Source organism: Vibrio sp. R10-SG-ISO4 (assembly GCF_059834135.1).
Genome location: NZ_JCBDHJ010000008.1, coordinates 368,166 through 389,291, shown reverse-complemented (window position 1 = coordinate 389,291; position 21,126 = coordinate 368,166). Strand labels below are relative to the sequence as shown.

The following is a 21,126-nucleotide window of genomic DNA, read 5'->3' as shown; positions in this document are numbered from 1 at the left end:
CATTAGTTTTTGTAATGATTGAAATTAGCATAAATCACCAGTGGCACGTCATTTTCGTGATGAAAAACCTGTTTTGAAAACCGGCTGGTGCGACCAGAGACAAAGCATGATTTAGATCTATTTTTCGTGAAACAAAATAAGGCATTATTGCATCCGGCTTATTTCCTGTTCCCAAAAATGAGTATCACAACATGAATTCAACAACAACTGCGGCTAATACCGCACAATCCTCTAGTAAGTTTACTTACACCGACTTCACTTGGTGTCTCTCTTTATTCGGTACCGCCGTCGGTGCTGGCGTTCTATTTCTACCGATCAAAGCCGGTGCGGGTGGCTTTTGGCCATTAGTTATCTTAGCGCTAATCGCAGCGCCGATGACATGGTTTGCACACAAATCACTGGCTCGCTTTGTACTTTCGGCGAATAACCCTGACGCAGATATCACAGATACAGTAGAAGAACACTTCGGTAAGACTGGCGCAAACATCATCACTTTTGCCTACTTTTTCGCCATTTACCCTATCGTTCTTATTTACGGTGTCGGTATCACCAATACCGTTGACTCTTTCCTTGTCAACCAAATGGGTATGGAGTCGATTCCGCGCTGGTTGCTCTCTGGTGCGTTGATCGCGGCGATGACAGCGGGCGTCTTGTTCGGCAAAGAGCTGATGCTTAAAGCGACGTCCGCACTGGTTTACCCTCTCGTGTTCATCTTGCTTGCGCTCTCTTTCTATCTTATCCCTGACTGGAACGGCTCTATGATGTCGGTCGCTCCAGACTGGTCATCAATGCCATCTATCGTTTGGCTTGCAATTCCTATCATCGTGTTTTCTTTCAACCACAGCCCGGTGATCTCTCAGTTCTCTAAAGAGCAACGTCGCGTTCACGGTGACAACGCAGTGAAGAAGACAGACGCCATTACCGGCGGCGCAGCGATGATGCTGATGGGCTTCGTGATGTTCTTTGTGTTCTCTGTGGTGCTCTCTCTATCTCCTGAGCAACTTGCGATGGCTAAAGAGCAAAATATCTCTGTGCTCTCTTACCTTGCGAATGTGCATGAGTCTCCACTGATCTCTTACATGGGTCCTTTGGTGGCATTTGCTGCGATTACCTCAAGCTACTTCGGTCACTTCTTGGGTGCACATGAAGGTTTAGTTGGACTTGTCAAATCACGTTCACAAACGCCAGTGAGCAAAATCGAAAAAGGCTCAATGGTATTCATCGTTCTAACCACTTGGGTTGTAGCGATTGTTAACCCAAGCATCCTTGGCATGATTGAAACCATGGGCGCGCCAATGATCGCTGCCATCCTATTCTTGATGCCTGTTTTTGCTATGCAAAAAGTCCCAGCGATGGCGAAGTACAAAACTTCTGCACCTGTACAGATTTTCACAACTATCTGTGGTCTTGCTGCCATTAGTTCTGTAATCTACGGCGCGCTATAAACCGGGCTCTGATTCATCAGAACGGATAGCAAACAAATAGAATAATACTAAGCCTCCCTCTTGCTCCGGAGGCTTACTTTGAGGTAATCAATATGATTAGTGTTTTTGATATCTATAAGATCGGCGTTGGTCCTTCTAGTTCTCACACAGTCGGCCCAATGAAGGCGGGTAAAGAGTTTATTGATGATTTACGTGCAATGGGAAAATTGCGCGACATCACTAAAATCACCGTTGACGTCTATGGATCACTTTCACTGACAGGGAAAGGTCACCACACGGATATCGCCATCATCATGGGTCTTGCTGGCAACACCCCAGAGAAAGTCGATATCGACGCGATTCCGGGCTTTATCGCTCGCGTTGAAGAAACAGAACGCCTTCCTGTTGGCATGCACTGTCATACCGTCTCATTTCCTAGAGACGGAGGAATGAACTTCCACCGTAGTAACCTCTCTTTGCATGAAAACGGTATGCAGATTCATGCTTGGATTGGTGAAGAGAAAGCCTACTCTAAAACCTATTACTCTATCGGCGGCGGTTTTATCGTTGACGAAGAAAACTTTGGTAAAGAAGAAGCCAACCCAATCAAGGTGCCTTACCCGTTCACATCAGCGGAAGAGCTCGTCAATCAATGTAAAGAGAGCGGGCTATCCATCAGCACTTTGGTGATGAAAAACCAAGCAGCGATGCACTCTGATGAAGAGTCTCGTACTTACTTTGCCAATATTTGGAAAACCATGCGCGAGTGTATGGATCGCGGTATGAACACCGAAGGTATTCTGCCGGGGCCACTGCGTGTACCGCGCCGTGCTGCGGCGTTGCGTCAGCAACTGTTGACCTCTGAAAAGACGACCAATGACCCCATGTCTGTGGTCGATTGGGTGAACATGTTCGCCTTTGCAGTGAATGAAGAGAACGCGGCGGGTGGCCGTGTCGTAACAGCGCCAACCAATGGTGCATGTGGCATCATCCCTGCGGTACTCGCCTACTACGACAAGTTCATTCAAACCGTGACGGAAAAAGATTACATCCGCTACTTTGCAGCCTCTGGCGCCATTGGTGGCCTGTACAAACGTAACGCCTCGATTTCTGGTGCTGAAGTGGGTTGTCAGGGCGAGGTGGGTGTCGCTTGTTCGATGGCGGCGGCCGGTCTTGCTGAGCTTATGGGCGGTAGCCCAGAGCAAGTCTGTATGGCAGCAGAAATTGCGATGGAACACAACCTTGGCCTCACCTGTGACCCTGTTGCAGGTCAAGTTCAAGTACCTTGTATCGAGCGCAATGGCATTGCCGCAGTCAAGTCGATTAACTCGACTCGCATGGCACTTCGCCGCTCGTCAGCACCAACAGTATCACTGGATAAAGTGATCGAAACCATGCTGGAGACGGGGAAAGACATGAACGCCAAATATCGTGAAACCTCGCAAGGTGGTTTGGCCGTTAAAGTGATCTGCTAATCCGGTGATGCCATCGCTTACCTTTGAGTCGGTTACACTGGTTCAGGTTTGAATAAAAAGGGAGCGCTGAATATCAGCGCTCCCTTTTTCGTTGGGTTAATTCAGCTCGAAAACCAGTATCACAGCAGCACTTGTGAAGCGAGCAGTGCACTACCAAACAGCAATGACAGCACCAGCATCAACGGCCCACCTCCTACGGTGTAACGCTGTGGTTGAGTATCGGCCAGTCGCAGTGCATACACCATGGCAAGCGGTACAAACACCGCTAAAAACACCAAGATAATTCCGGCATAGCCCAACACCGCTAAGAATTTATCCGCCGCAAACAGCGATCCCAGAAGTGGCAAGATGAACGTCAACACATAGGTCACGACGCGGTTTTGGTGGAACATATCGCGATTCTGGTTATACAGCGCCATAGCAACACCAAAAAACGATGTCAGCAATGCCAACCCGGTAAAGAGTGACAGCAAGGTGCCAATCCAGCGGGAATGATGTTCGAAAGCCGCGATCAAATCGCCCACCCCTTTCAACTCACCCAACTGAGTAGGGTTCAGGTTCCCGACCACGGCAAACAGCCAACACAAATAGCAGAAAAGCGGTATCACCGAACCGATGATGACCATGTTTCTCAGTTCGCGGTCCGTCGCCTGCGAATTGTAAGCAACCAAAGAAGGGATCACGACCATAAAACCAAAACTGGTAAAGAGTACGGCGCTGGTTTTGAACAGTTGCCAATGGTTGTCATTGAGCACTCGACTTAAGTGATCAAAATGAAAATCTGGCAGCAAAAACGCCAGTGTGGTCGCAAGACACGCGATCATGACCAAGAATAAGCCGCGGTTAAGTTTATCAATAATGCCGGTTCCGGCGGCGATCACTCCACCAGCGATGACAGTAAAGCCAATCTGGCCTTGAGTGGGGGTGATAGCCAAGCCCATTGCCGCCATCAACTGACTGACCAAATCCGCCGCGCCTAAGATGTAGGCCATCAACAAACAGATGAGTAGCGCGTATAAAAGCGCGTTGGTGATCCATTGACCACTTTTTCCTAACGTGTTGCGCGCGATGGAGTTTAGGCCAAGCCCGCCACCGGATTTTAACGTTGCTTCAAGCAATAACAATGCGGCGTAAGTGGTACCCGCGCAGATCACGATCATCAGTAAGGTGCCAGACCAAAGACCAAATTGCGCCAATACCATAGGTATAGCAAGCATGCCGGCACCCAGTGCCGTACCCGAGATAATAAGGGAGCTTCCCAAGAGTTTTGTATTCATAACGTTGTTTTCTGTGTTAGTGCGTGTGGAGTAAATGTGCGCTACCTAGCGCGGTGGCTAACGGTCAGAAACAATAGGAATAATGGTGTTTGACGTCGTGATATAGGGAGAAAAGTGACGATAAAGAAGCAGAATGAGAATAGAGCGAGTGAACAGGCGTGACAGCACAGTGTGGCGACCCTTCCGTCGGCTCGATAATAGGCGTAGTAATTTTAACAATCATTGAACTATCCAAGGCGATGCAGCAATCCGTGCCAGAAAAACAGCCTATCCTCTGCTGCCGCGCCCAGTTTGGGCCCAGCCCATCTTAAACATCATTCTCGTGATTGCAACGCCTGCTACGTTGAGTGATGAATTATTGGCCAGCGCAGTTGCGCAACGCGATGAACCCAACGTCGATGGACGAGCACACAAAAAAAGCGAAGTCATCTATCCTTCGCTTTTTACACAGAATTCTTTACCGGCCACTACGCTGTGTCGATTACTCGCCTTTGTAAATACAACCGGCCGTGCAGGTCTCTTTAATTTCAACCTTGCTTAATAATGGCAGTGACGGTTTGAGCTCGTTCCAGATCCATTTCGCCAATACTTCACTGGTTGGGTTTTCCAATCCCTTGATGTCATTAAGGTAGTAGTGGTCAAGGCGGTCATAAATCGGTTTAAACGCCGCTTTGATTGCCGCAAAGTCGACAACCCAACCAGTGTGAGGATCCACCTCACCCTCGACATACAGGCGAACTAAGAAAGAATGACCATGAAGGCGACCACATTTGTGTCCTTCTGGCACATGGGGCAAGTGATGCGCGGCTTCGAACATGAATTCTTTGTATAGTTCAGTTTTCATTTTGACTCTCGGGTTTTTAAAGAGTGGCAATACTAAGGAATTAGTATAGTCGAGACAAGCGCGAAATCCGTTGAATGACCAAGCAAACGCTTTCCCTTCCACACCTCTTATCTGTAGAACGGCGGAAAAACGTCACATCGTCAAGTTTTTGATTACAACAGTTACACATCACATTTACACACTACTAACATGTGTTACATCACAGTCTCAAATAAACCTACTTTCTATAGAGGTATCTATCCAAGATCATAGTGATGTCAGTTCCAACTCATACCAAGAAACGATCATGCGTCTAACCATAACAACAAAACTCTTGATTACCCTACTCTCCGTTTTTGGTTTGGTGTTGCTTGCCTCGACAAGCTACCAATATCTTCAGCAACGTGAGCTATTAAATTCGGTACTCAGTGAGCAGCTCCATGATAAAGCCAGCAACTACTTCGATAGCCTCAATATGATGATGTTGACAGGCACAATGGCGCAAAAAGAAACCTTGCGTCAGAAGGCGTTAGCTCAAGATGGCATTGAACAAGTACGTGTGTTGCGCTCAGATCTCGTCAGCAAGCTCTACGGCCCAGGCAACGACAATCAAAGCCCCGTCGATGACATTGACCAACGAGCGCTCAGCGGCGAATTGGTGATTGAGCCCATTCAAGCAGAATGGGGCTCAGGGATTGTGGTCGCCATGCCAATGAAATCGAGTGAGAACTATCGAGGCACGAACTGCGTGGCCTGTCATATGGCACCAGAAGGCGAAGTGCTCGGTGCTATCCGCCTTGAGTACAATCTGTCACACGTTAATCAGATGGTCAGCCAGCGTACACTGATCGCCTTAGCGATCATGTCCGGCTTTGGGTTCGTCGGTTTTCTCGTCACTATGGGTATCATCCGCAAAACCATTGTTCAGCCCATCCAAAAGACCTCGCGCTTTATGCAAAGCGTCAGTGATTCCAAAAACCTTACTCAGCGCGTCGTCTCCAAGCAAGGTGATGAAATTGGCCAACTGGCCAAAGCCATCAACTCATTTATGGACACAGTGACCAGCAGCCTGAGTCAAGTGCAAGCGACTTCCCATCAGGTGGCGCACTCAGCCAATCAGTTAACGCACGTGGCGCAAATTACCGACGATGCCGCTGGTAACCAGCAGCAAGAGACCGACGAAGTTCAAGCCAATATTGAGCAGATGCAAGCGCAGCAACTCGATGTCGAACAAGCGACAGTGAACGCCTCTGAACTGATCAAGCACACCACCACGATTGCCGAGCACAGTGCCACAAGGGCGCACAACGCCAGTGACGAAATCAAACATCTTGTTGCCGACATTGAGCAAGTCAAAGGTAATTTGGTCGATTTGAATCAGCAAACCGTCGAAGTCTCATCGATTTTAGAAGTTATCAAAGGCATCGCAGAGCAAACCAACTTATTGGCGCTGAATGCGGCCATTGAAGCGGCCCGTGCTGGCGAACAAGGACGTGGCTTTGCGGTAGTTGCGGATGAAGTCAGGCAGTTGGCCAGTCGCACCGCAGAGGCGACCGGCAGTATCGAAAAGATCATTGCGGATTTTCAAAGCGATAGCCAAACGTCGCTCGCATCCGTCGATACGGTGTGCGACACCGCCCATCAACGATCAAGTGAGGTGGAGCAGTTATCCGTCGCCATGTCCGAAGTGGTGTCAGAGATGCAGCAAGCCCTCTCCCACGCCACCAGCATTCAAAGTCAGAGCAGCAATACCTCGCACTTGACGCAAGAAGTTCAGCAGAAAGTCGACGTCATCACTCAACACGCCCGGGCAACCTCGGATTCGGCGGCACAAACACGAGACATTAGTATGAATCTTGAACAGTTATCCGAACAACTAGAGGATCTTCTTAATCAGTTTTCTCTTTCTCAACCGAAATGAGTGGATATGAACGGTTTTTCGCCAACTTATCGACATTAATGGTTGAAGCATATTAATTGAAAGGTAATATGTCCCATTGAATAGTTAGAATTCTACCCAACCCAATGTTTTGCTCACGCATTGTCCAATGACGGTTTTGCAAACATTGGGTTGAATTTTTACTCAATGGAGAATATTGAAAACATGACTTACGCGCCTGTATCAGACGTTTTGAAAGGTCAGCTAGCGGTAGACAGTGAAGTCACTGTACGAGGCTGGATCCGTTCACGTCGTGATTCCAAAGCTGGAATCTCTTTCCTTGCCATTTATGACGGCTCTTGTTTCGACCCGATTCAGGCCGTGGTCCCTAATAATCTTAATAATTACGACGACGAAGTACTTAAGCTCACCACGGGCTGCTCTGTTGAAGTAACGGGTAAGATTGTTGAGTCTCCTGCGAAAGGCCAAGACTTTGAGCTTGCCGCTACAAACGTAAAAGTGGTCGGCTGGGTCGAAGACGCAGAAACCTACCCTATGGCGAAAACTCGCCACTCTATCGAGTACTTACGTGAAGTGGCGCACCTACGTCCGCGTACCAACGTGATGGGGGCAGTGGCACGTGTACGTAACTGTCTATCTCAAGCGATTCACCGCTTCTACCACGAGCAAGGCTACTTCTGGGTATCGGCGCCACTCATCACCGCTTCTGATGCAGAAGGTGCTGGTGAGATGTTCCGTGTTTCTACGCTAGACATGGAAAACCTGCCGCGCACTGACGAAGGTAAAGTGGACTACAACGAAGACTTCTTTGGTAAAGAGACCTTCCTAACCGTATCTGGCCAGCTTAACGCGGAAGCATACGCCTGTGCACTAAGCAAGGTGTACACCTTTGGTCCGACTTTCCGCGCGGAAAACTCAAACACCAGCCGCCACCTAGCGGAGTTCTGGATGGTTGAGCCTGAAGTGGCGTTTGCCGAGCTAGACGACGTTGCTAAACTGGCGGAAGACATGCTGAAGTACGTCTTTAACGCCGTTCTTGCAGAGTGTCGTGATGACCTTGAGTTCTTCGCACAGCGCATCGACAAAGAGGCCATCACTCGTCTAGAGCAGTTTGTCTCTTCTGACTTCGCACAAGTGGACTACACAGACGCGATCCAGATCCTGCTTGATTCTGGTCGTGAGTTCGAGTTCCCAGTTGAATGGGGCATCGACATGTCTTCTGAGCACGAGCGCTTCCTTGCTGAAGAACACTTCAAAGCACCGGTTATCGTGAAGAACTACCCGAAAGACATCAAAGCGTTCTACATGCGCGCGAACGATGACGGTAAAACCGTTGCAGCAATGGACGTACTGGCACCTGGCATCGGCGAAATCATCGGTGGTTCTCAGCGTGAAGAGCGTCTAGACATCCTAGATGCACGTATGCGCGAAGTCGGCATCGATCCTGAGCACATGAGCTGGTACCGCGATCTACGTCGTTACGGCACCGTGCCACATGCAGGCTTTGGTCTAGGCTTCGAGCGTCTCGTCTCTTACGTAACAGGTATGGGCAACGTTCGTGACGTAATCCCATTCCCACGTACACCACGCTCGGCGAACTTCTAAACGTTCGGCCTCTCGATTTAGTACCAAAAACCTCCGTCTCACGCGGAGGTTTTTTTCGCTTTCTCATAAAAATTGCGCCCCGCTTTTCCCCTTCAGGGGAGGACTTAACCCAAGAAAAAGGCGCGTTGATGTTAAAAATTGACCAAATATAACTTTTCTTCATTTTTCCCTGAATTGTCGGTTGTATGGCTGTTAGGAGAAAGGTATAAATAACCAAGTTTATTAACGCCTCCCTTCGACTAACATGGATGACGATTATGTTTGAAAAAGTTGTAGCTGCTCCGGCAGATCCTATTCTTGGACTCACTGAAGAGTTTAAAAAAGATCCACGCGCTGAAAAAATTAACCTTGGCGTCGGTATCTACAAAAATGAACAAGGCGAAACCCCTGTTCTTGCCACGGTAAAAAAAGCGGAAGCTGCACTGGTCGAAACTGAAAAAACCAAGTCATACCTAACGATTGAAGGCACAGCAGAGTACGGTCTTGCCGTACAAAAGCTGCTGTTTGGCGAGCAGTCGGACATTGTCGTGAACAAACTGGCTAAAACAGCGCAAGCCCCTGGTGGTACAGGCGCGCTACGTGTAGCTGGCGAATTCATTAAGCGTCAATTGGGCGATGTGAAGATCTGGATCAGTAACCCTACTTGGGCAAACCACAACGGCGTATTTACCGCCGCAGGCATCGAAACCGCGCAATACAGCTACTACAACGCCGAAACTAAAGACAAAGATTTCGCAGCAATGCTCGCCGATCTTGAAAAAGCATCTGCGGGTGATGTTGTCCTGCTGCACGGCTGCTGCCACAACCCAACCGGCATCGATCCAACATTGGAAGAGTGGGAAACTCTTGCAAAGCTGGTTGCTGAAAAACAACTTCTCCCTCTGTTTGACTTTGCCTACCAAGGTTTTGCTAAAGGCGTGGAAGAAGATGCGGAAGGTCTACGTATTTTCGCTCAATACAACAAAGAAATTTTGGTCGCGAGCTCGTTCTCTAAAAACTTTGGTCTGTACAACGAGCGTGTGGGTGCTTTCACCTTAGTTGCACAAACCGAGCAAATCGCTGAAACTGCGTTTTCTCAAGTCAAAGCCATCATCCGTTCGATCTATTCGAACCCACCTGCACACGGCAGTGCTGTCGTCACGCACATTCTTGGCAACGCCGAGCTTCGTGCCGAGTGGGAAGCGGAAGTGAAAGAGATGCGCGACCGTATTCAAGCGATGCGTGAACTGTTTGTTGCGACGTTGAAAGAGCAAGGCGTCGATGCTGACTTCAGCTTCATTGAACGTCAAAACGGCATGTTCTCTTTCTCTGGCCTAAGTAAAGAGCAAGTCGCGCGCCTAAAAGATGAGTTTGCTATCTACATCGTCGGCTCTGGCCGCATCAGCGTTGCAGGCATGACACGTTCAAACATGCTGCCACTTTGTCAGGGAATCGCTGCCGTACTTTAATTCGGTATTCATAAGTTGATAGACAATAGCCAGCGGATACGCTGGCTATTTTTGTTTGTGGGGTTTATCGGTCAGCTAGTTTGCCAAATGCTCGCGTCTCGATAAGCGATTTATTTTGCGGGATACTCGCCTAAGCTAGAGCAGAAATCGCAGTGACACGCCCGCTTCGTTAGTTTGCGCGCTACCGGCTTGGCTTGCAGTATCATAATCACTATCGCGATAAGTGTAAAAGCCGCCCAGAACGAAACGTTGACTGATGCGATAATGCGCACTAATGGAATAGCTCTGCTCGTCAACTATGTTGCTGCGCGTCAACTGCGCCTGCCCTTCCAATTTCCAATGTGTCGATAGCGCATATTGAGCACCAACACTTGCGCCCCATACGCCTGTATGATCGCTGTAAAATTTATCATCCGTCGCATCATCGGTTTGCGAAGCCCAGAGGTAGCCAAACTTACCCATTGCAAACAGATCAAGTTTGTCACTGGCCGCAATACGATAGCCGACGCCTGGCAGAAGGGTATAAAGGTTGGTGGTGATGTCGTCTGGGTGCAAAAAACGCGCGGAGTAATCGAGCTGAGTAAACCAGTGTTCCCCGACAGCCCAGCGGCCAGCGACGGTGACATCGGTCACTTTGCTATCGGCGTCAGATTGATCCATTGAGCCAGCACTGAGGTAGGCACCCAAGTAATCATAGTGCTTGTGCCAGTTTGAAGAAGGCGCTGACGGTGAAGATTCCGCCCATACACTCATCGGCAAAGCGACAAGGCTAGCGAGAAGAGAAGATGTGAGATGGCGTTTCATTGTTACTACTTACGCTCCATGAAAGTATTCACTCAGTGTTTTCACTATAGCGCAAATTTCATCATGGCTGCGTGCGCCTGATCTACAAAGTAATAATCAGCTCATCTTGTTGATTAGATTCGATTTTAGCATGCGACTGGCGACACACTCGCTCGATCTGAGACGGCTCCAATTCGTAGGGCATCACCAACTTGAGTTCAGATATCCCTTCGAGCTTTGCGAGTTCCAACAGGATAACAATATTGGATTCATCACTGCGATTTGCCGAGAGTGATTTTAGCGCGTTGTCCCACAGCCTATCCTCAACCGATACCGTCTCTTTGATGGTGTCTTTCCATGCAAGGCTAAAGATCGGGGCAAAAGTGCTCATCGCTTCGAGAAATGTCCACTTTTTACTGCATGAGGCACTTAAGAACGACGTGTAGTCAAATTCTACTCTTGCGCTATTTTGATGTTCCATATCATCCCCCGTACACATGGCAACACGTTCCACTCAATATCAATGATTCGGTTGCATATAGCAATAGGATATAGAAGATTGGTCTTTTATAGCTCTATTTCGTTTAAAACGGCTATATAAAAAGCAATACGGTAACAATTGCTGTACAAGAGCGAGACAAGCTGGATATTGGCTAGAAATATTTTCAGCAGCGAAATTTATCCTAGCGAATGTCGACGACTCGACTTGCTTTGCGATATTGAACGCGCCACCCTTGCCACTTTGGCAACTCCCAACGTTTTGGGTCGCCTTTCCTCAATCCCGAGTCATAAATCACCTCAACACATTTTCTTGTCGGGTAGTATTCGACACGCAGGTTTAAATCACCGAGGTAACATTCAAACGGATACGCCTGAGCAAACTCTTCATACTCCCAATACGGAATACCTTCGAACGCGAAGTCGTCTTCACTAAATAGGGCGAGCTCTTCGACACTCGACAGTTCAAGTAACGCCAGCTGTTCTCGGAACCAAGAGTCAAATGTCACCGCTGGCGCCACCTCACCCGCCAACTGTTGGTAGAGTACGTAATGCTTGATCGCTTTGGTCATCTTGTGAGCAAACCCTGGCAACACTCGCTGTGCATACACCGCGTCCATGAGCGGCGTCATCGCCAGTGCCCCTGTCGCTTCTTCAAGTCGAGCAGCCACGACTCTTCCCGCATACACCAGCTCAAGGGTGACTTGGGTTTGATCACCCTCCACTACTTCACCCTCTCGCCACTCACCAAGATTTAAAGTCGCAAAGGTGTCTAACGGCAACGGCAGAATAAACGTTGCCAGATTCAGCGTTTGTTTGACGCCTCGCCCCGGTAAGCTGTGCGTATCTAAGACCAGTGCTGCCTGCGTCTGCGCTTTCAGGCGGTGCTGGCGAGGCAGTTGTACCTCCAATTCACCATTAGCGAATGCGTCTGGCCGTTTTAAACGACGCACAAACGCGAGCTCTGGGTGCAAGCGTGCGATTTCCGCAATCAGCTCGCTGTGTTGATAGCGAGAAGCCACCTCAAGTTGAGGTAATTCAAACAGCTCACGCATTTGCATGGATAACCGCTGAGCTTCATCAAGAGCAGCGGCGTCGACTTCTACTCCGGTATATCGCTTGCCACGCACTAACCCAATGGCCAAGGCGCCATCACAGCCTAGCGGCTCTTGCTGATCCAACTTGCTCAGACGCTCCTCATCCGCAGTCAGTTTGTACAGTGAAGCCGGCGTGGCGAGCACTGCGGTCATATCAATCATCGCCTCTTTGAGTGCTTTTTTAGGCATACGTGAGACAAGGTCGGCATAGAGCGCGTCAATGGGCAAAGGATAGAGTCGCTTACCGTGCTCCGTCGCCACGCCATTCTCATCCAACGCTTGCATCGCACGAAGAAGTGACGCCGCTTGATTCAACGAACGTTCTGGTAGTGGCTCTAAAAAATCCAACTGTGACAGAGGCTTGCCGCACACCGCCGCCGCTAACATGGCTTCGGTCAGGGCTTCACGCTGCATTTCTGGTGGTGTGTGCTCAATCAGCGCTGCATGCTCACCATACAAACGCACACAGACGCCCTCCATCACGCGCCCTGCTCGCCCCGCTCGCTGCTTGGCACTCGCTTTTGAGATCGCTTTTAAACTCAAGGTCGTTTTACCATTGCGTTGCTCGGTTCTGCGCTCAAGTCCGCTGTCGATGACGAGCCCGATGTTATCAATGGTCAACGACGTTTCCGCCACATTGGTCGCCAGCACGATCTTTTTCTTGGCTTGTACCGTCAAGGCGACATCTCGTTGATGATCAGTAACAGACGCATGCAAGGGCGCAACGATAATCTGCTCTAATTGCGCAAGTCGGCTGGCACATTGTGCGATCTCTTTACGCCCGGGTAGAAACACCAGAATGTCACCATCGAGATCGCGCATCGCAGCTACCTCCTCGAACACTCGCTCGTCCAACCGACGTCCATCTGGCAACTGTTGCGAGTGAGTAGCACGATGACAAAGGGAGACCTCATACACTCGACCCTCTGCCGATAAACGTTCGGCGCTGAGGTAACGCGCAAGCTTTTCACCATCCAGCGTGGCTGACGTCACCACCAGTTTTTGCGTTCTTGGGCGGCGAAGCAAGGCAACCAGTAAATCGGTATCCCAGCGACGCTCATGGTATTCATCCACCACAATGTAATCGAAATCGGCCAGTTGGTTCTCACTGTACCAACGCAGTGCGACGCCCGGAGTGACAAACACCACTTTTGTCTTGTCGTCGTAGCGGTTGTCTAGCTTAATGGCATAGCCTATCTCTTTACCAAGCTCACTCTCGGTAGTGGTTGAAAGAAACTGCGCTAACGAGGTACAGGCAATGCGCCTTGGCTCGACAACTAGCACTCGACCTAGTTCACTGAGCCACAGAGGCAAACGGGTCGATTTTCCCGATCCAGTTTGCGCTTCCACCACCAAATCCGTGTGCTGGATGCGTTTGAGAAACTCGGTTTTTAAGTGATCAATGGGTATCGATGACATAGTTGATGAGCGCTGATAATAAAAGGGGTGAGTATAACGAGCATCGAGGTAAAGCCCAACCTCACACCCTCTGTGCGTGCGTTTAATATTCGGTTTACTTTAGGTTTGCGAATCCCTATCATTTTCAGGTTCCTAGTTCCAAAGGTCCATTGGCCAACACCCTACTTATAGGCATGTGATGAATAACGATAAACGCCCACTCTATATCCCTTTTGCAGGGCCAGCACTTCTTAGCACTCCTCTGCTCAACAAAGGCAGTGCGTTCACCGCAGAAGAACGCAGTTCTTTTAACTTAGAAGGTTTACTTCCCGAAACCACGGAAACCATTCAAGAACAGGTTGAACGCGCTTACCAACAGTACAAAAGCTTCGAAAGTGACATGGATAAGCACATTTACTTGCGCAACATTCAAGACACTAATGAAACGCTCTTCTACCGCTTGGTGCAAAATCATGTCTCAGAGATGATGCCGATCATCTACACCCCAACCGTTGGGGCAGCATGTGAGAATTTTTCCAATATTTACCGTCGCGGACGAGGCTTGTTCGTCTCTTACGCCAATCGAGATCGCATTGATGATATCCTCAACAATGCATCGAACCACAACGTCAAAGTGATCGTGGTGACCGATGGCGAACGTATCCTCGGCTTGGGCGACCAAGGCATTGGCGGCATGGGCATTCCAATTGGTAAATTGGCGCTCTACACTGCGTGTGGCGGTATCAGCCCTGCCTACACACTTCCGATCGTATTGGATGTGGGTACAAACAACCCGCAACGCCTCGCTGACCCTATGTATATGGGCTGGCGTCATCCGCGCATTACTGGTGCTGAGTATGACGCATTTGTTGAAGAATTCATGCAAGCCGTTGCCCGCCGCTGGCCTGACGCGTTGATTCAGTTTGAAGATTTCGCGCAGAAGAACGCAATGCCACTGCTTGAGCGATACAAAAACCGTGTGTGTTGCTTTAACGATGACATTCAAGGCACTGCTGCCGTCACTGTGGGCTCGTTGTTGGCCGCGTGTCAGGCAGCTGGCAGCAAACTCTCTGAGCAACGCGTCACCTTCTTGGGCGCAGGTTCGGCTGGCTGCGGCATTGCTGAAGCGATCATCGCGCAAATGGTCTCTGAAGGGATTTCTGATGAGCAAGCGCGCTCTCAAGTCTACATGGTCGACCGTTGGGGCCTACTTCAAGAAGGCATGCCAAATCTACTCGATTTCCAACAGCGTTTGGTACAAAAACACAGCAACACCAAAGCGTGGCAATCTGAAGGGACTGGCTTCTCGCTGCTTGATGTGATCCGCAACGCCAAACCAACTGTGCTGGTCGGCGTTTCAGGCGCGCCAGGGCTGTTCAGTGAAGAAGTGATCAAAGAGATGCACGCGCACTGCCCTCGCCCGATTGTGTTCCCACTGTCGAACCCAACAAGCCGCGTGGAAGCAACGCCAAACGACATCCTTCGCTGGACAAATGGTGAAGCACTGGTTGCAACAGGTAGCCCGTTTGCGCCGGTGGTGTTGGACGGCAAAACCTACCCGATCGCACAGTGCAACAACAGCTATATCTTCCCAGGCATCGGCTTGGGTGTCCTTGCCGTACAAGCTAAGCGAGTGACAGACGAAATGCTGATGGAATCAAGCCGCGCATTGGCGACTTGCTCTCCGCTGGCGATTAATGGTCAAGGGGCGCTGCTGCCGCCGCTCGAAGCGATTCATTCTGTATCGAAGAAGATTGCCTTCGCCGTGGGCAAAAAAGCCATTGAACAAGGGGTCGCCCTTGAGATTACTGACGAAGCGCTAGAAGAAGCGATTGATAACAGTTTCTGGCAGCCGGTGTACCGCCGCTACAAACGTACTGCATTCTAACCCGTCTCAACGCCTCTGCTCAGCAGGGGCGCTTTTATTTATGATGATTGTATTTAACTATCTTGACCCATTGGGTCGCGGGCTTTTGCCCTACATCAGTGAAATATCCACTGCACTCATCGCCTGTTTGCTCGTCATGGGCGGGGGTGATATTAACGCGCTTTTGAGACGTTGGTTACGCCCTTACCATTTCTTAATCCGCACCGGAGTGTTTATCTTGATTAATGCGTTTGGTTACGGCTTAATCATCGTAAAAGCAACGCCTTACCTCAATATGACACTGAGAAACCTCCAACCTGGGATGATGTTTTCCATCGTGATACTCTGTTTCATCATCATAGGATTATGGGCTCAAAGGAATCGACAAATTTAGTGCGTAAACTGTTTCACCGCCGCTCAACCACCGAACACACACTGGGGATTATCAAATCACTGGTGAAATGGCTGCTATTGGCCACGCTTGCGCTCGCCATCACATTAGTCGCGATTGATCGTTGGGTGTCGATGCAAACTCGCCAGCAGTTGTTTACCAGCGCGGAGCAAATTGACCAATTTGATGTGGCCGTGGTCCTCGGGACGAGCAAATACCTCGGTAAAATACTCAACACATACTACATCAACCGTATTGACGCCGCGATCGCCCTTTATGATCAAGGTAAGGTGTCAAACTTTTTGCTCAGCGGTGACAATGCCCACCGTTCATATAACGAGCCCTGGACGATGAAACGCGATCTTTTGCGCGCCAACGTTCCAGAAAACCACATTTTTCTCGATTACGCCGGTTTTCGAACCCTTGACTCTGTGGTGCGAGCCAAAGAGATTTTCGATACCGATAACTTCTTAATCATCACCCAGAAATTTCACTGTGAACGCGCGCTGTTCATTGCCAACTATCACCAAATCAACGCCCGCTGTTATGCCGTCGCAGGCCCATCGGATCAATCGGGATCTAAGGTGCGTTTAAGAGAAGTGTTTGCGCGGGCAAAAGCGGTGTTGGACCTTTACATCACTAACGCCAAGCCTAAATTTCTTGGCCCCAAAGAGCCAATTATGGCCAGCGCCGAGCCCGTCGAACAACAGGTAGAGAGTGACGACTTAGACGAACCGCTGTTCGAGTATCTAGATGCAGCGGGCAGCGACGCAGAATCAGCGCAATAACGCCACTACTCACTCAGTTCAACACGATTCCGCCCACTGCGCTTGGCTTTATAGAGCGCTTCATCCGCACGAATCAACATCTCATTGGTGCGCTCTTCGCCCAGTGTTGCCACACCAATACTGGTGGTGAGCGGATCACCGTGCACCCAAATGTGCGCCTCAACTTTACGTCGTAGCCGCTCGCCAAGTTCGTAGGTGTCGAGCACATTCATCCCCGGACAGAACACCACAAACTCTTCGCCGCCCCAACGAACCAAACGCTGCTCTGCTTGGAGCGACGTCAGCAGCACCATAGTAAACTCTTTTAAAATGTCATCGCCAATGGCATGGCCATGCTCATCATTGACCTGTTTAAAATGGTCAATATCCAAATAGAGAATCGACAACACTTTGCCGCCTATCGGCAGATCATCATAATGCTTGTTGAGCCAATCTCGGATCGCGTGGCGATTCATCGCGCCGGTAAGGGGATCGCGATGCGCAAGCTCGGCAAACTCGATGTTCTTAGCGCGCAACGATTGGTTCATCGCGTGTAAGTGATGTTGGCGCGCTTTGACTCGTTGAATGGCAAGGCGACTTCGCTTAATTTCGTACATGCTGTAAGACAGTGCTAAGCCCACCCAACAGGCCAACAATAGCGCCATCAAGGTTTCGCCAGAGACATACTCCCCGATGAATTCAATGCGCTCAATCACCAGAGTGTAGTCGCCCTCGTCCATGCCTGACCCGGTGGCAAACTCAATTCGATTCACATTGGTAAACTCAGGCGCGGCATGTTCAATAGGAATATCCAAATCCGCCAGCCACCACGTCATCACTTGTAAATTGGCTTTGGGTAATGTCATCTCTTGCGCAGAAGCAGGTGGCAGAAACTCAAGCCCGTTGTATTTGTGAGTATACTCATCTTCGATGGTTGAATAGGCTGGATTAAAATTGCGCAAATAAAAGCGCATTGGCACACTTTCACCCTCTTGATTTGTGAGTGAAACAGCAAGTTTGATGGTGTGATAATGGGTCAGGTCAAGCCCGACATCAGGCTGGCTATCAATATGAATAGCGACGCCACAATAGGGCCAACGGTATTTCTCCGATGAGCGAATTTTGCATTGGAGTACGCTGCGCTGATACTCTGTCGCCAACGATGCTTGAGACCGTCCGCCTTGGCCTTGATCACTGGTCGGATAAAACGAATACGCATCGGGCGTCACGGCTAACACTCGTCGGTCACCATATATCCCATACAGCAACACCACCACTAAGGTCAGCACCACAAGGCCAAATACCGTTTTATGGATCGCTTTCAATCTACACCCATAGCTATAACGAAAAGAGTCAATAAAGTATGAGACAGACTCTACCACAATGCGACATTATCCTTGACTCAATGTCACACATTCGCCCGAGAATCTCGGCCAATGTCGCGAAAAATGGTAGCAAGAATCCCATCCTGTTTTCTGTTACACTCAGGCCGAACACGTATTTGGCGTAAGCCATGCGGATAAAAAATAAAACAGAGTAATGTCATGTCACTAATCGTAAAAGGCACCCTCAGCAAAATGACGGCATCGCTGGGAGAGCAAGTCCAATACTCACTGCCTGTCGGTGAGTCATCTGTCGCACTCAACCCACTCATCGGTCAAACGCTGACCCTAACGCACACTGGAAACATCTTTTGCTGTTCGTGTGGCAAGAAAACCAAAAAAAGTTACTCACAAGGTCACTGCTTTGTCTGTATGAAAAAACTGGCCAGTTGTGATATGTGCATCATGAAGCCAGAAACCTGCCATTATGATCAAGGCACCTGCCGTGAGCCGCAGTGGGGCGAAGAGAACTGCATGGTCGATCACTATGTGTATCTGTCCAATACCTCTAGTCTCAAGGTGGGTATTACCAGACACACCCAGCTCCCAACCCGCTGGATTGACCAAGGGGCCACGCAAGGTCTTCCCATATTTAAAGTGAAAACTCGCCATATTTCTGGTCTGATTGAAGTGGAATTGGCCAAACACATTGCTGATAAAACCAACTGGCGAACCCTGCTTAAAGAAGACGGTGCCCCAATAGCGCTGGAAGAGAAGTTTGCCGAGCTACTGCCGCTGGTTGAAGAGAAGATCGCCGAGATCAAACAACAATTTGGTGACGACGCGATTGAGGTGCTACCGAGCCAGATAACTCCGATTCACTACCCCGTGACAGAGCACCCGACTAAGATCACCTCGCACAACTTTGACAAAGAACCTGTCGTGAGTGGCGTTCTACAAGGCATCAAAGGTCAATACATGATTTTTGACACAGGTGTGATCAATATTCGTAAATTCACCTCTTACGAAGTGGAAGTGAGTGCATAATCACTGCCCCAACCGCATTAGCAGACTTAATGATGAGTGGATCGCATAGTCTTTTTCCTAACGTACAAAAAGCGCCATTTGGCGCTTTTTGTACGTTAGGATAGTGTGGCGATGTGCTATGGATTGAGAATGCGTTTTAGCTCGTCAAAAAACAGATCCACTTCTTGTAGCGTGTTGTAGTGCATAAAACCGACACGCAATACACCACCACTGGCTTCAAGCCCTAATTGCTTCACCAGACCCAGTGCATAAAAATGGCCGCTCCAAACACAAATGTTGCGCTCACCCAAACGTTTCGCGACCTCTTCTGGCGTAAACTCATCAAAGGTTAAGGCAAAGGTCGGCGTGCGCAGCTCACTGCTCGCATGAGTCCGCCCCCACAAGGTGACACCTTGTAGCTCATCCAAACGAGAGAGAAAACGCTCGTTGAGCGCCGTTTCATGCTGATTGTATTGACGAAATGAAACCACCAATTTGTCACGTAACGAATCGCCTTGTTCGCCCCACTGAGCAAGATAGTGTACCGCGGCAATCAGCCCAGCCAAGCCTTCAAAGTTTTGCGTACCCGTCTCAAAGCGACCAGGGCCTAAGTCTGTTGCGGGCTCCACCTTGTAAGGCGTGAGTGCCTGCAACCATTTTGGCGCCACATACGCTATGCCGACATGAGGACCAAAAAACTTATAGGAGGAACAGGCAAGAAAGTCACAACCGAGTGCCATCACATCCACCAAGTGATGCGGCGTGTAATGCACTGCGTCAACGTACACCATAGCGCCTACTTGTTGCGCTGCCTCAACGACACGTTTGACATCCACAATAGAACCGGTGGTGTTCGACGCCAAAGTCAGCGCCACCAGTTTAGTTTGCGGTGAAAGTAACGTGAGCAGGTGGTCAATATCTAAGCTGCAATCGTCTTGATTGACGCGTGCTTGATGAACCACCGCGCCTTTATCTTGCGCCGCTTGCTGCCAACTAGAGACGTTCGAATAGTGATCCAGCGCTGACACAATCACTTCATCACCGATTTGCCAGTCACGGCTGATGGCCCGGCTAAGCTGAAAAGTGAGCGAGGTCATGTTAGGCCCAAAGACAATATTGTCAGCCGAAGGCGCGTTGAGTAGCGCAGCGGCGGCCTCCCTCGCTTTGGCCATCAACGAGGTCGTGTGCTGACTGGAGAAATAGTGTCCACCCAAATTGGCGTTGTATTGACCAAGGTAACCCTGCATCGCTTCCAGAACCGAAAATGGCACTTGTGAGCCGCCCGGACCATCGAGAAAGATGACTGGCAATTGGTTGTGGATCTGATTTAAGGCACCAAATTGTGAGCGGACTAAATTAGGAGTGAAGTTCATTTACCGCATCCTTTGCCGTCAACACAAACACATCCATATGCCCTTCTTCTCCTTCTATCACGGTGCGAATCGGCGTCGCATTGTGCCAAAGTTTGTTGTCAGCCAGCATCGCCACTTCACCGCTTTGTAAGGTTTTTCTAAAAAACGGCGCTTCATTGAAGCTGTTGTAGAGCATGATGTCACCCCCTTCGATATTGTGGCGGCCCATCCCGACCATCGCAATATGGTCAAAGCCATCTTGGTGGACGCCCTCTGGCGCCACTTGGGTTTCGTCGTAAACCGCAGAAATACGGATTTGATGAATTTCGATCTCCTGACCATTGGCCAAACCGTTCGATTCGACAAACACCTCACAGATCTCTCTCATGCCATCACTTTGCAAGGTCGAGGCTTCAATGGGTTCGAATTGACGCACTACATCCCCTTGAAAACGGTTGATATCGTTGGTTTGCATAAACTCATGCTTATCCAGATCAACCACTTGTCCATCACGAAAAGCTACCACGGAGTAGCGACGCAGACGATACTGACCATCGGCGTGCTCAGTGTGCGGAAGATGGGAAAAGGAAGGCGCTAGTTGTTGAATCGCCTTCTCACTAAGCTGAGTTAATTGTAGGGTTGTTTCATGGTTATGTAGCATCATCGACTCCTA

At 49.5% G+C, this 21,126-nt stretch carries 17 protein-coding genes; 9 read left to right on the top strand and 8 right to left on the bottom strand.

All coding sequences use genetic code 11. From position 1 onward, the window contains the following. Positions 1–191: 191 nt before the first annotated feature. Together AC6R03_RS05525 and AC6R03_RS05520 are read left to right on the top strand one after the other, a co-directional pair. The gene (locus AC6R03_RS05525) at positions 192–1,445 is read left to right on the top strand and encodes an aromatic amino acid transport family protein (RefSeq protein ID WP_500630419.1); all 1,254 of its coding nucleotides are present in this window, start codon (positions 192–194) and stop codon (positions 1,443–1,445) included. Between the two features lie 92 nt (positions 1,446–1,537). Beyond that, positions 1,538–2,899: an L-serine ammonia-lyase gene (locus AC6R03_RS05520; protein ID WP_334552417.1), complete on the top strand. Its 1,362-nt coding sequence runs from the start codon at positions 1,538–1,540 to the stop codon at positions 2,897–2,899. Between the two features lie 119 nt (positions 2,900–3,018). On the opposite strand, the gene AC6R03_RS05515 is transcribed toward AC6R03_RS05520, so the two are convergent. Further along, positions 3,019–4,176 (bottom strand): amino acid permease, encoded by a 1,158-nt coding sequence (locus AC6R03_RS05515; RefSeq protein WP_500630418.1) that lies wholly within the window; start codon positions 4,174–4,176, stop codon positions 3,019–3,021. A gap of 481 nt (positions 4,177–4,657) precedes the next feature. Beyond that, the gene (gene queD, locus AC6R03_RS05510; RefSeq protein ID WP_500630417.1) at positions 4,658–5,020 is read right to left on the bottom strand and encodes a 6-carboxytetrahydropterin synthase QueD; all 363 of its coding nucleotides are present in this window, start codon (positions 5,018–5,020) and stop codon (positions 4,658–4,660) included. 286 nt (positions 5,021–5,306) lie between these two features. Between queD and AC6R03_RS05505 the strand changes: the two genes are divergently transcribed. The 3 genes from AC6R03_RS05505 to AC6R03_RS05495 all read left to right on the top strand — a co-directional run bounded on the left by AC6R03_RS05505 (position 5,307) and on the right by AC6R03_RS05495 (position 9,952). Further along, on the top strand, positions 5,307–6,920 hold the full coding sequence (locus AC6R03_RS05505; protein WP_500630416.1) for a methyl-accepting chemotaxis protein: 1,614 nt from the start codon (positions 5,307–5,309) through the stop codon (positions 6,918–6,920). A 183-nt stretch (positions 6,921–7,103) separates the two neighbouring features. Beyond that, the gene (gene asnS / locus AC6R03_RS05500; protein ID WP_500630415.1) at positions 7,104–8,504 is read left to right on the top strand and encodes an asparagine--tRNA ligase; all 1,401 of its coding nucleotides are present in this window, start codon (positions 7,104–7,106) and stop codon (positions 8,502–8,504) included. A gap of 257 nt (positions 8,505–8,761) precedes the next feature. After that, positions 8,762–9,952, top strand: coding sequence for an amino acid aminotransferase (locus tag AC6R03_RS05495; RefSeq protein WP_500630414.1), 1,191 nt, complete (start codon positions 8,762–8,764; stop codon positions 9,950–9,952). Positions 9,953–10,087: 135 nt separating this feature from the next. On the opposite strand, the gene AC6R03_RS05490 is transcribed toward AC6R03_RS05495, so the two are convergent. From AC6R03_RS05490 to AC6R03_RS05480, 3 genes are all read right to left on the bottom strand, one after another. Beyond that, positions 10,088–10,756 (bottom strand): outer membrane beta-barrel protein, encoded by a 669-nt coding sequence (locus AC6R03_RS05490; RefSeq protein WP_500630413.1) that lies wholly within the window; start codon positions 10,754–10,756, stop codon positions 10,088–10,090. Positions 10,757–10,838: 82 nt separating this feature from the next. After that, positions 10,839–11,216, bottom strand: a complete 378-nt coding sequence (locus AC6R03_RS05485) for a transporter (RefSeq protein WP_334552424.1) — start codon at positions 11,214–11,216, stop codon at positions 10,839–10,841. A gap of 202 nt (positions 11,217–11,418) precedes the next feature. Continuing rightward, a complete protein-coding gene (locus tag AC6R03_RS05480; RefSeq protein ID WP_500630412.1) occupies positions 11,419–13,749 on the bottom strand; it encodes a DEAD/DEAH box helicase in 2,331 nt (776 codons plus the stop codon). Between the two features lie 178 nt (positions 13,750–13,927). Between AC6R03_RS05480 and AC6R03_RS05475 the strand changes: the two genes are divergently transcribed. Genes AC6R03_RS05475 through AC6R03_RS05465 form a run of 3 tightly spaced genes read left to right on the top strand, consistent with a single transcriptional unit; the run spans position 13,928 to position 16,774 of the window. Then, the gene (locus tag AC6R03_RS05475) at positions 13,928–15,616 is read left to right on the top strand and encodes an NAD-dependent malic enzyme (protein WP_500627577.1); all 1,689 of its coding nucleotides are present in this window, start codon (positions 13,928–13,930) and stop codon (positions 15,614–15,616) included. A gap of 43 nt (positions 15,617–15,659) precedes the next feature. Then, entirely contained in the window at positions 15,660–15,989 is a 330-nt protein-coding gene (locus AC6R03_RS05470) for a DUF3392 domain-containing protein (RefSeq protein ID WP_500630458.1), read from the top strand. Beyond that, positions 15,962–16,774, top strand: coding sequence for a SanA/YdcF family protein (locus AC6R03_RS05465; RefSeq protein WP_500630411.1), 813 nt, complete (start codon positions 15,962–15,964; stop codon positions 16,772–16,774). The genes AC6R03_RS05470 and AC6R03_RS05465 overlap by 28 nt, the downstream gene beginning before the upstream one ends. Before the next feature lie 5 nt (positions 16,775–16,779). Here AC6R03_RS05465 and AC6R03_RS05460 read toward each other — a convergent pair whose 3' ends face one another. After that, positions 16,780–18,078: a GGDEF domain-containing protein gene (locus AC6R03_RS05460; protein WP_500630410.1), complete on the bottom strand. Its 1,299-nt coding sequence runs from the start codon at positions 18,076–18,078 to the stop codon at positions 16,780–16,782. Positions 18,079–18,297: 219 nt separating this feature from the next. Here AC6R03_RS05460 and AC6R03_RS05455 point away from each other — a divergent pair, with 219 nt between their 5' ends. After that, a complete protein-coding gene (locus AC6R03_RS05455; protein WP_500630409.1) occupies positions 18,298–19,122 on the top strand; it encodes a DUF2797 domain-containing protein in 825 nt (274 codons plus the stop codon). Between the two features lie 116 nt (positions 19,123–19,238). On the opposite strand, the gene AC6R03_RS05450 is transcribed toward AC6R03_RS05455, so the two are convergent. Both AC6R03_RS05450 and AC6R03_RS05445 read right to left on the bottom strand, forming a co-directional pair. Then, positions 19,239–20,474 carry a cysteine desulfurase-like protein gene (locus tag AC6R03_RS05450; protein ID WP_500630408.1) on the bottom strand — a complete coding sequence of 412 codons (1,236 nt, stop codon included), beginning with the start codon at positions 20,472–20,474 and terminating at the stop codon, positions 19,239–19,241. Then, a complete protein-coding gene (locus AC6R03_RS05445; RefSeq protein ID WP_500630407.1) occupies positions 20,458–21,117 on the bottom strand; it encodes a 2OG-Fe dioxygenase family protein in 660 nt (219 codons plus the stop codon). Before AC6R03_RS05445 ends, AC6R03_RS05450 begins: the two co-directional genes overlap by 17 nt. Between the last annotated feature and the right edge of the window lie 9 nt (positions 21,118–21,126).

What these genes read in the sequence shown, in the direction of transcription:
- AC6R03_RS05525 (WP_500630419.1), top strand. Translation starts at nt 192, where the DNA reads ATGAATTCAACAACAACTGCGGCTAATACCGCACAATCCTCTAGTAAG.
- AC6R03_RS05520 (WP_334552417.1), top strand. Translation starts at nt 1,538, where the DNA reads ATGATTAGTGTTTTTGATATCTATAAGATCGGCGTTGGTCCTTCTAGT.
- AC6R03_RS05515 (WP_500630418.1), bottom strand. Translation starts at nt 4,176, where the DNA reads ATGAATACAAAACTCTTGGGAAGCTCCCTTATTATCTCGGGTACGGCA.
- queD (WP_500630417.1), bottom strand. Translation starts at nt 5,020, where the DNA reads ATGAAAACTGAACTATACAAAGAATTCATGTTCGAAGCCGCGCATCAC.
- AC6R03_RS05505 (WP_500630416.1), top strand. Translation starts at nt 5,307, where the DNA reads ATGCGTCTAACCATAACAACAAAACTCTTGATTACCCTACTCTCCGTT.
- asnS (WP_500630415.1), top strand. Translation starts at nt 7,104, where the DNA reads ATGACTTACGCGCCTGTATCAGACGTTTTGAAAGGTCAGCTAGCGGTA.
- AC6R03_RS05495 (WP_500630414.1), top strand. Translation starts at nt 8,762, where the DNA reads ATGTTTGAAAAAGTTGTAGCTGCTCCGGCAGATCCTATTCTTGGACTC.
- AC6R03_RS05490 (WP_500630413.1), bottom strand. Translation starts at nt 10,756, where the DNA reads ATGAAACGCCATCTCACATCTTCTCTTCTCGCTAGCCTTGTCGCTTTG.
- AC6R03_RS05485 (WP_334552424.1), bottom strand. Translation starts at nt 11,216, where the DNA reads ATGGAACATCAAAATAGCGCAAGAGTAGAATTTGACTACACGTCGTTC.
- AC6R03_RS05480 (WP_500630412.1), bottom strand. Translation starts at nt 13,749, where the DNA reads ATGTCATCGATACCCATTGATCACTTAAAAACCGAGTTTCTCAAACGC.
- AC6R03_RS05475 (WP_500627577.1), top strand. Translation starts at nt 13,928, where the DNA reads ATGAATAACGATAAACGCCCACTCTATATCCCTTTTGCAGGGCCAGCA.
- AC6R03_RS05470 (WP_500630458.1), top strand. Translation starts at nt 15,660, where the DNA reads ATGATTGTATTTAACTATCTTGACCCATTGGGTCGCGGGCTTTTGCCC.
- AC6R03_RS05465 (WP_500630411.1), top strand. Translation starts at nt 15,962, where the DNA reads ATGGGCTCAAAGGAATCGACAAATTTAGTGCGTAAACTGTTTCACCGC.
- AC6R03_RS05455 (WP_500630409.1), top strand. Translation starts at nt 18,298, where the DNA reads ATGTCACTAATCGTAAAAGGCACCCTCAGCAAAATGACGGCATCGCTG.
- AC6R03_RS05450 (WP_500630408.1), bottom strand. Translation starts at nt 20,474, where the DNA reads ATGAACTTCACTCCTAATTTAGTCCGCTCACAATTTGGTGCCTTAAAT.
- AC6R03_RS05445 (WP_500630407.1), bottom strand. Translation starts at nt 21,117, where the DNA reads ATGATGCTACATAACCATGAAACAACCCTACAATTAACTCAGCTTAGT.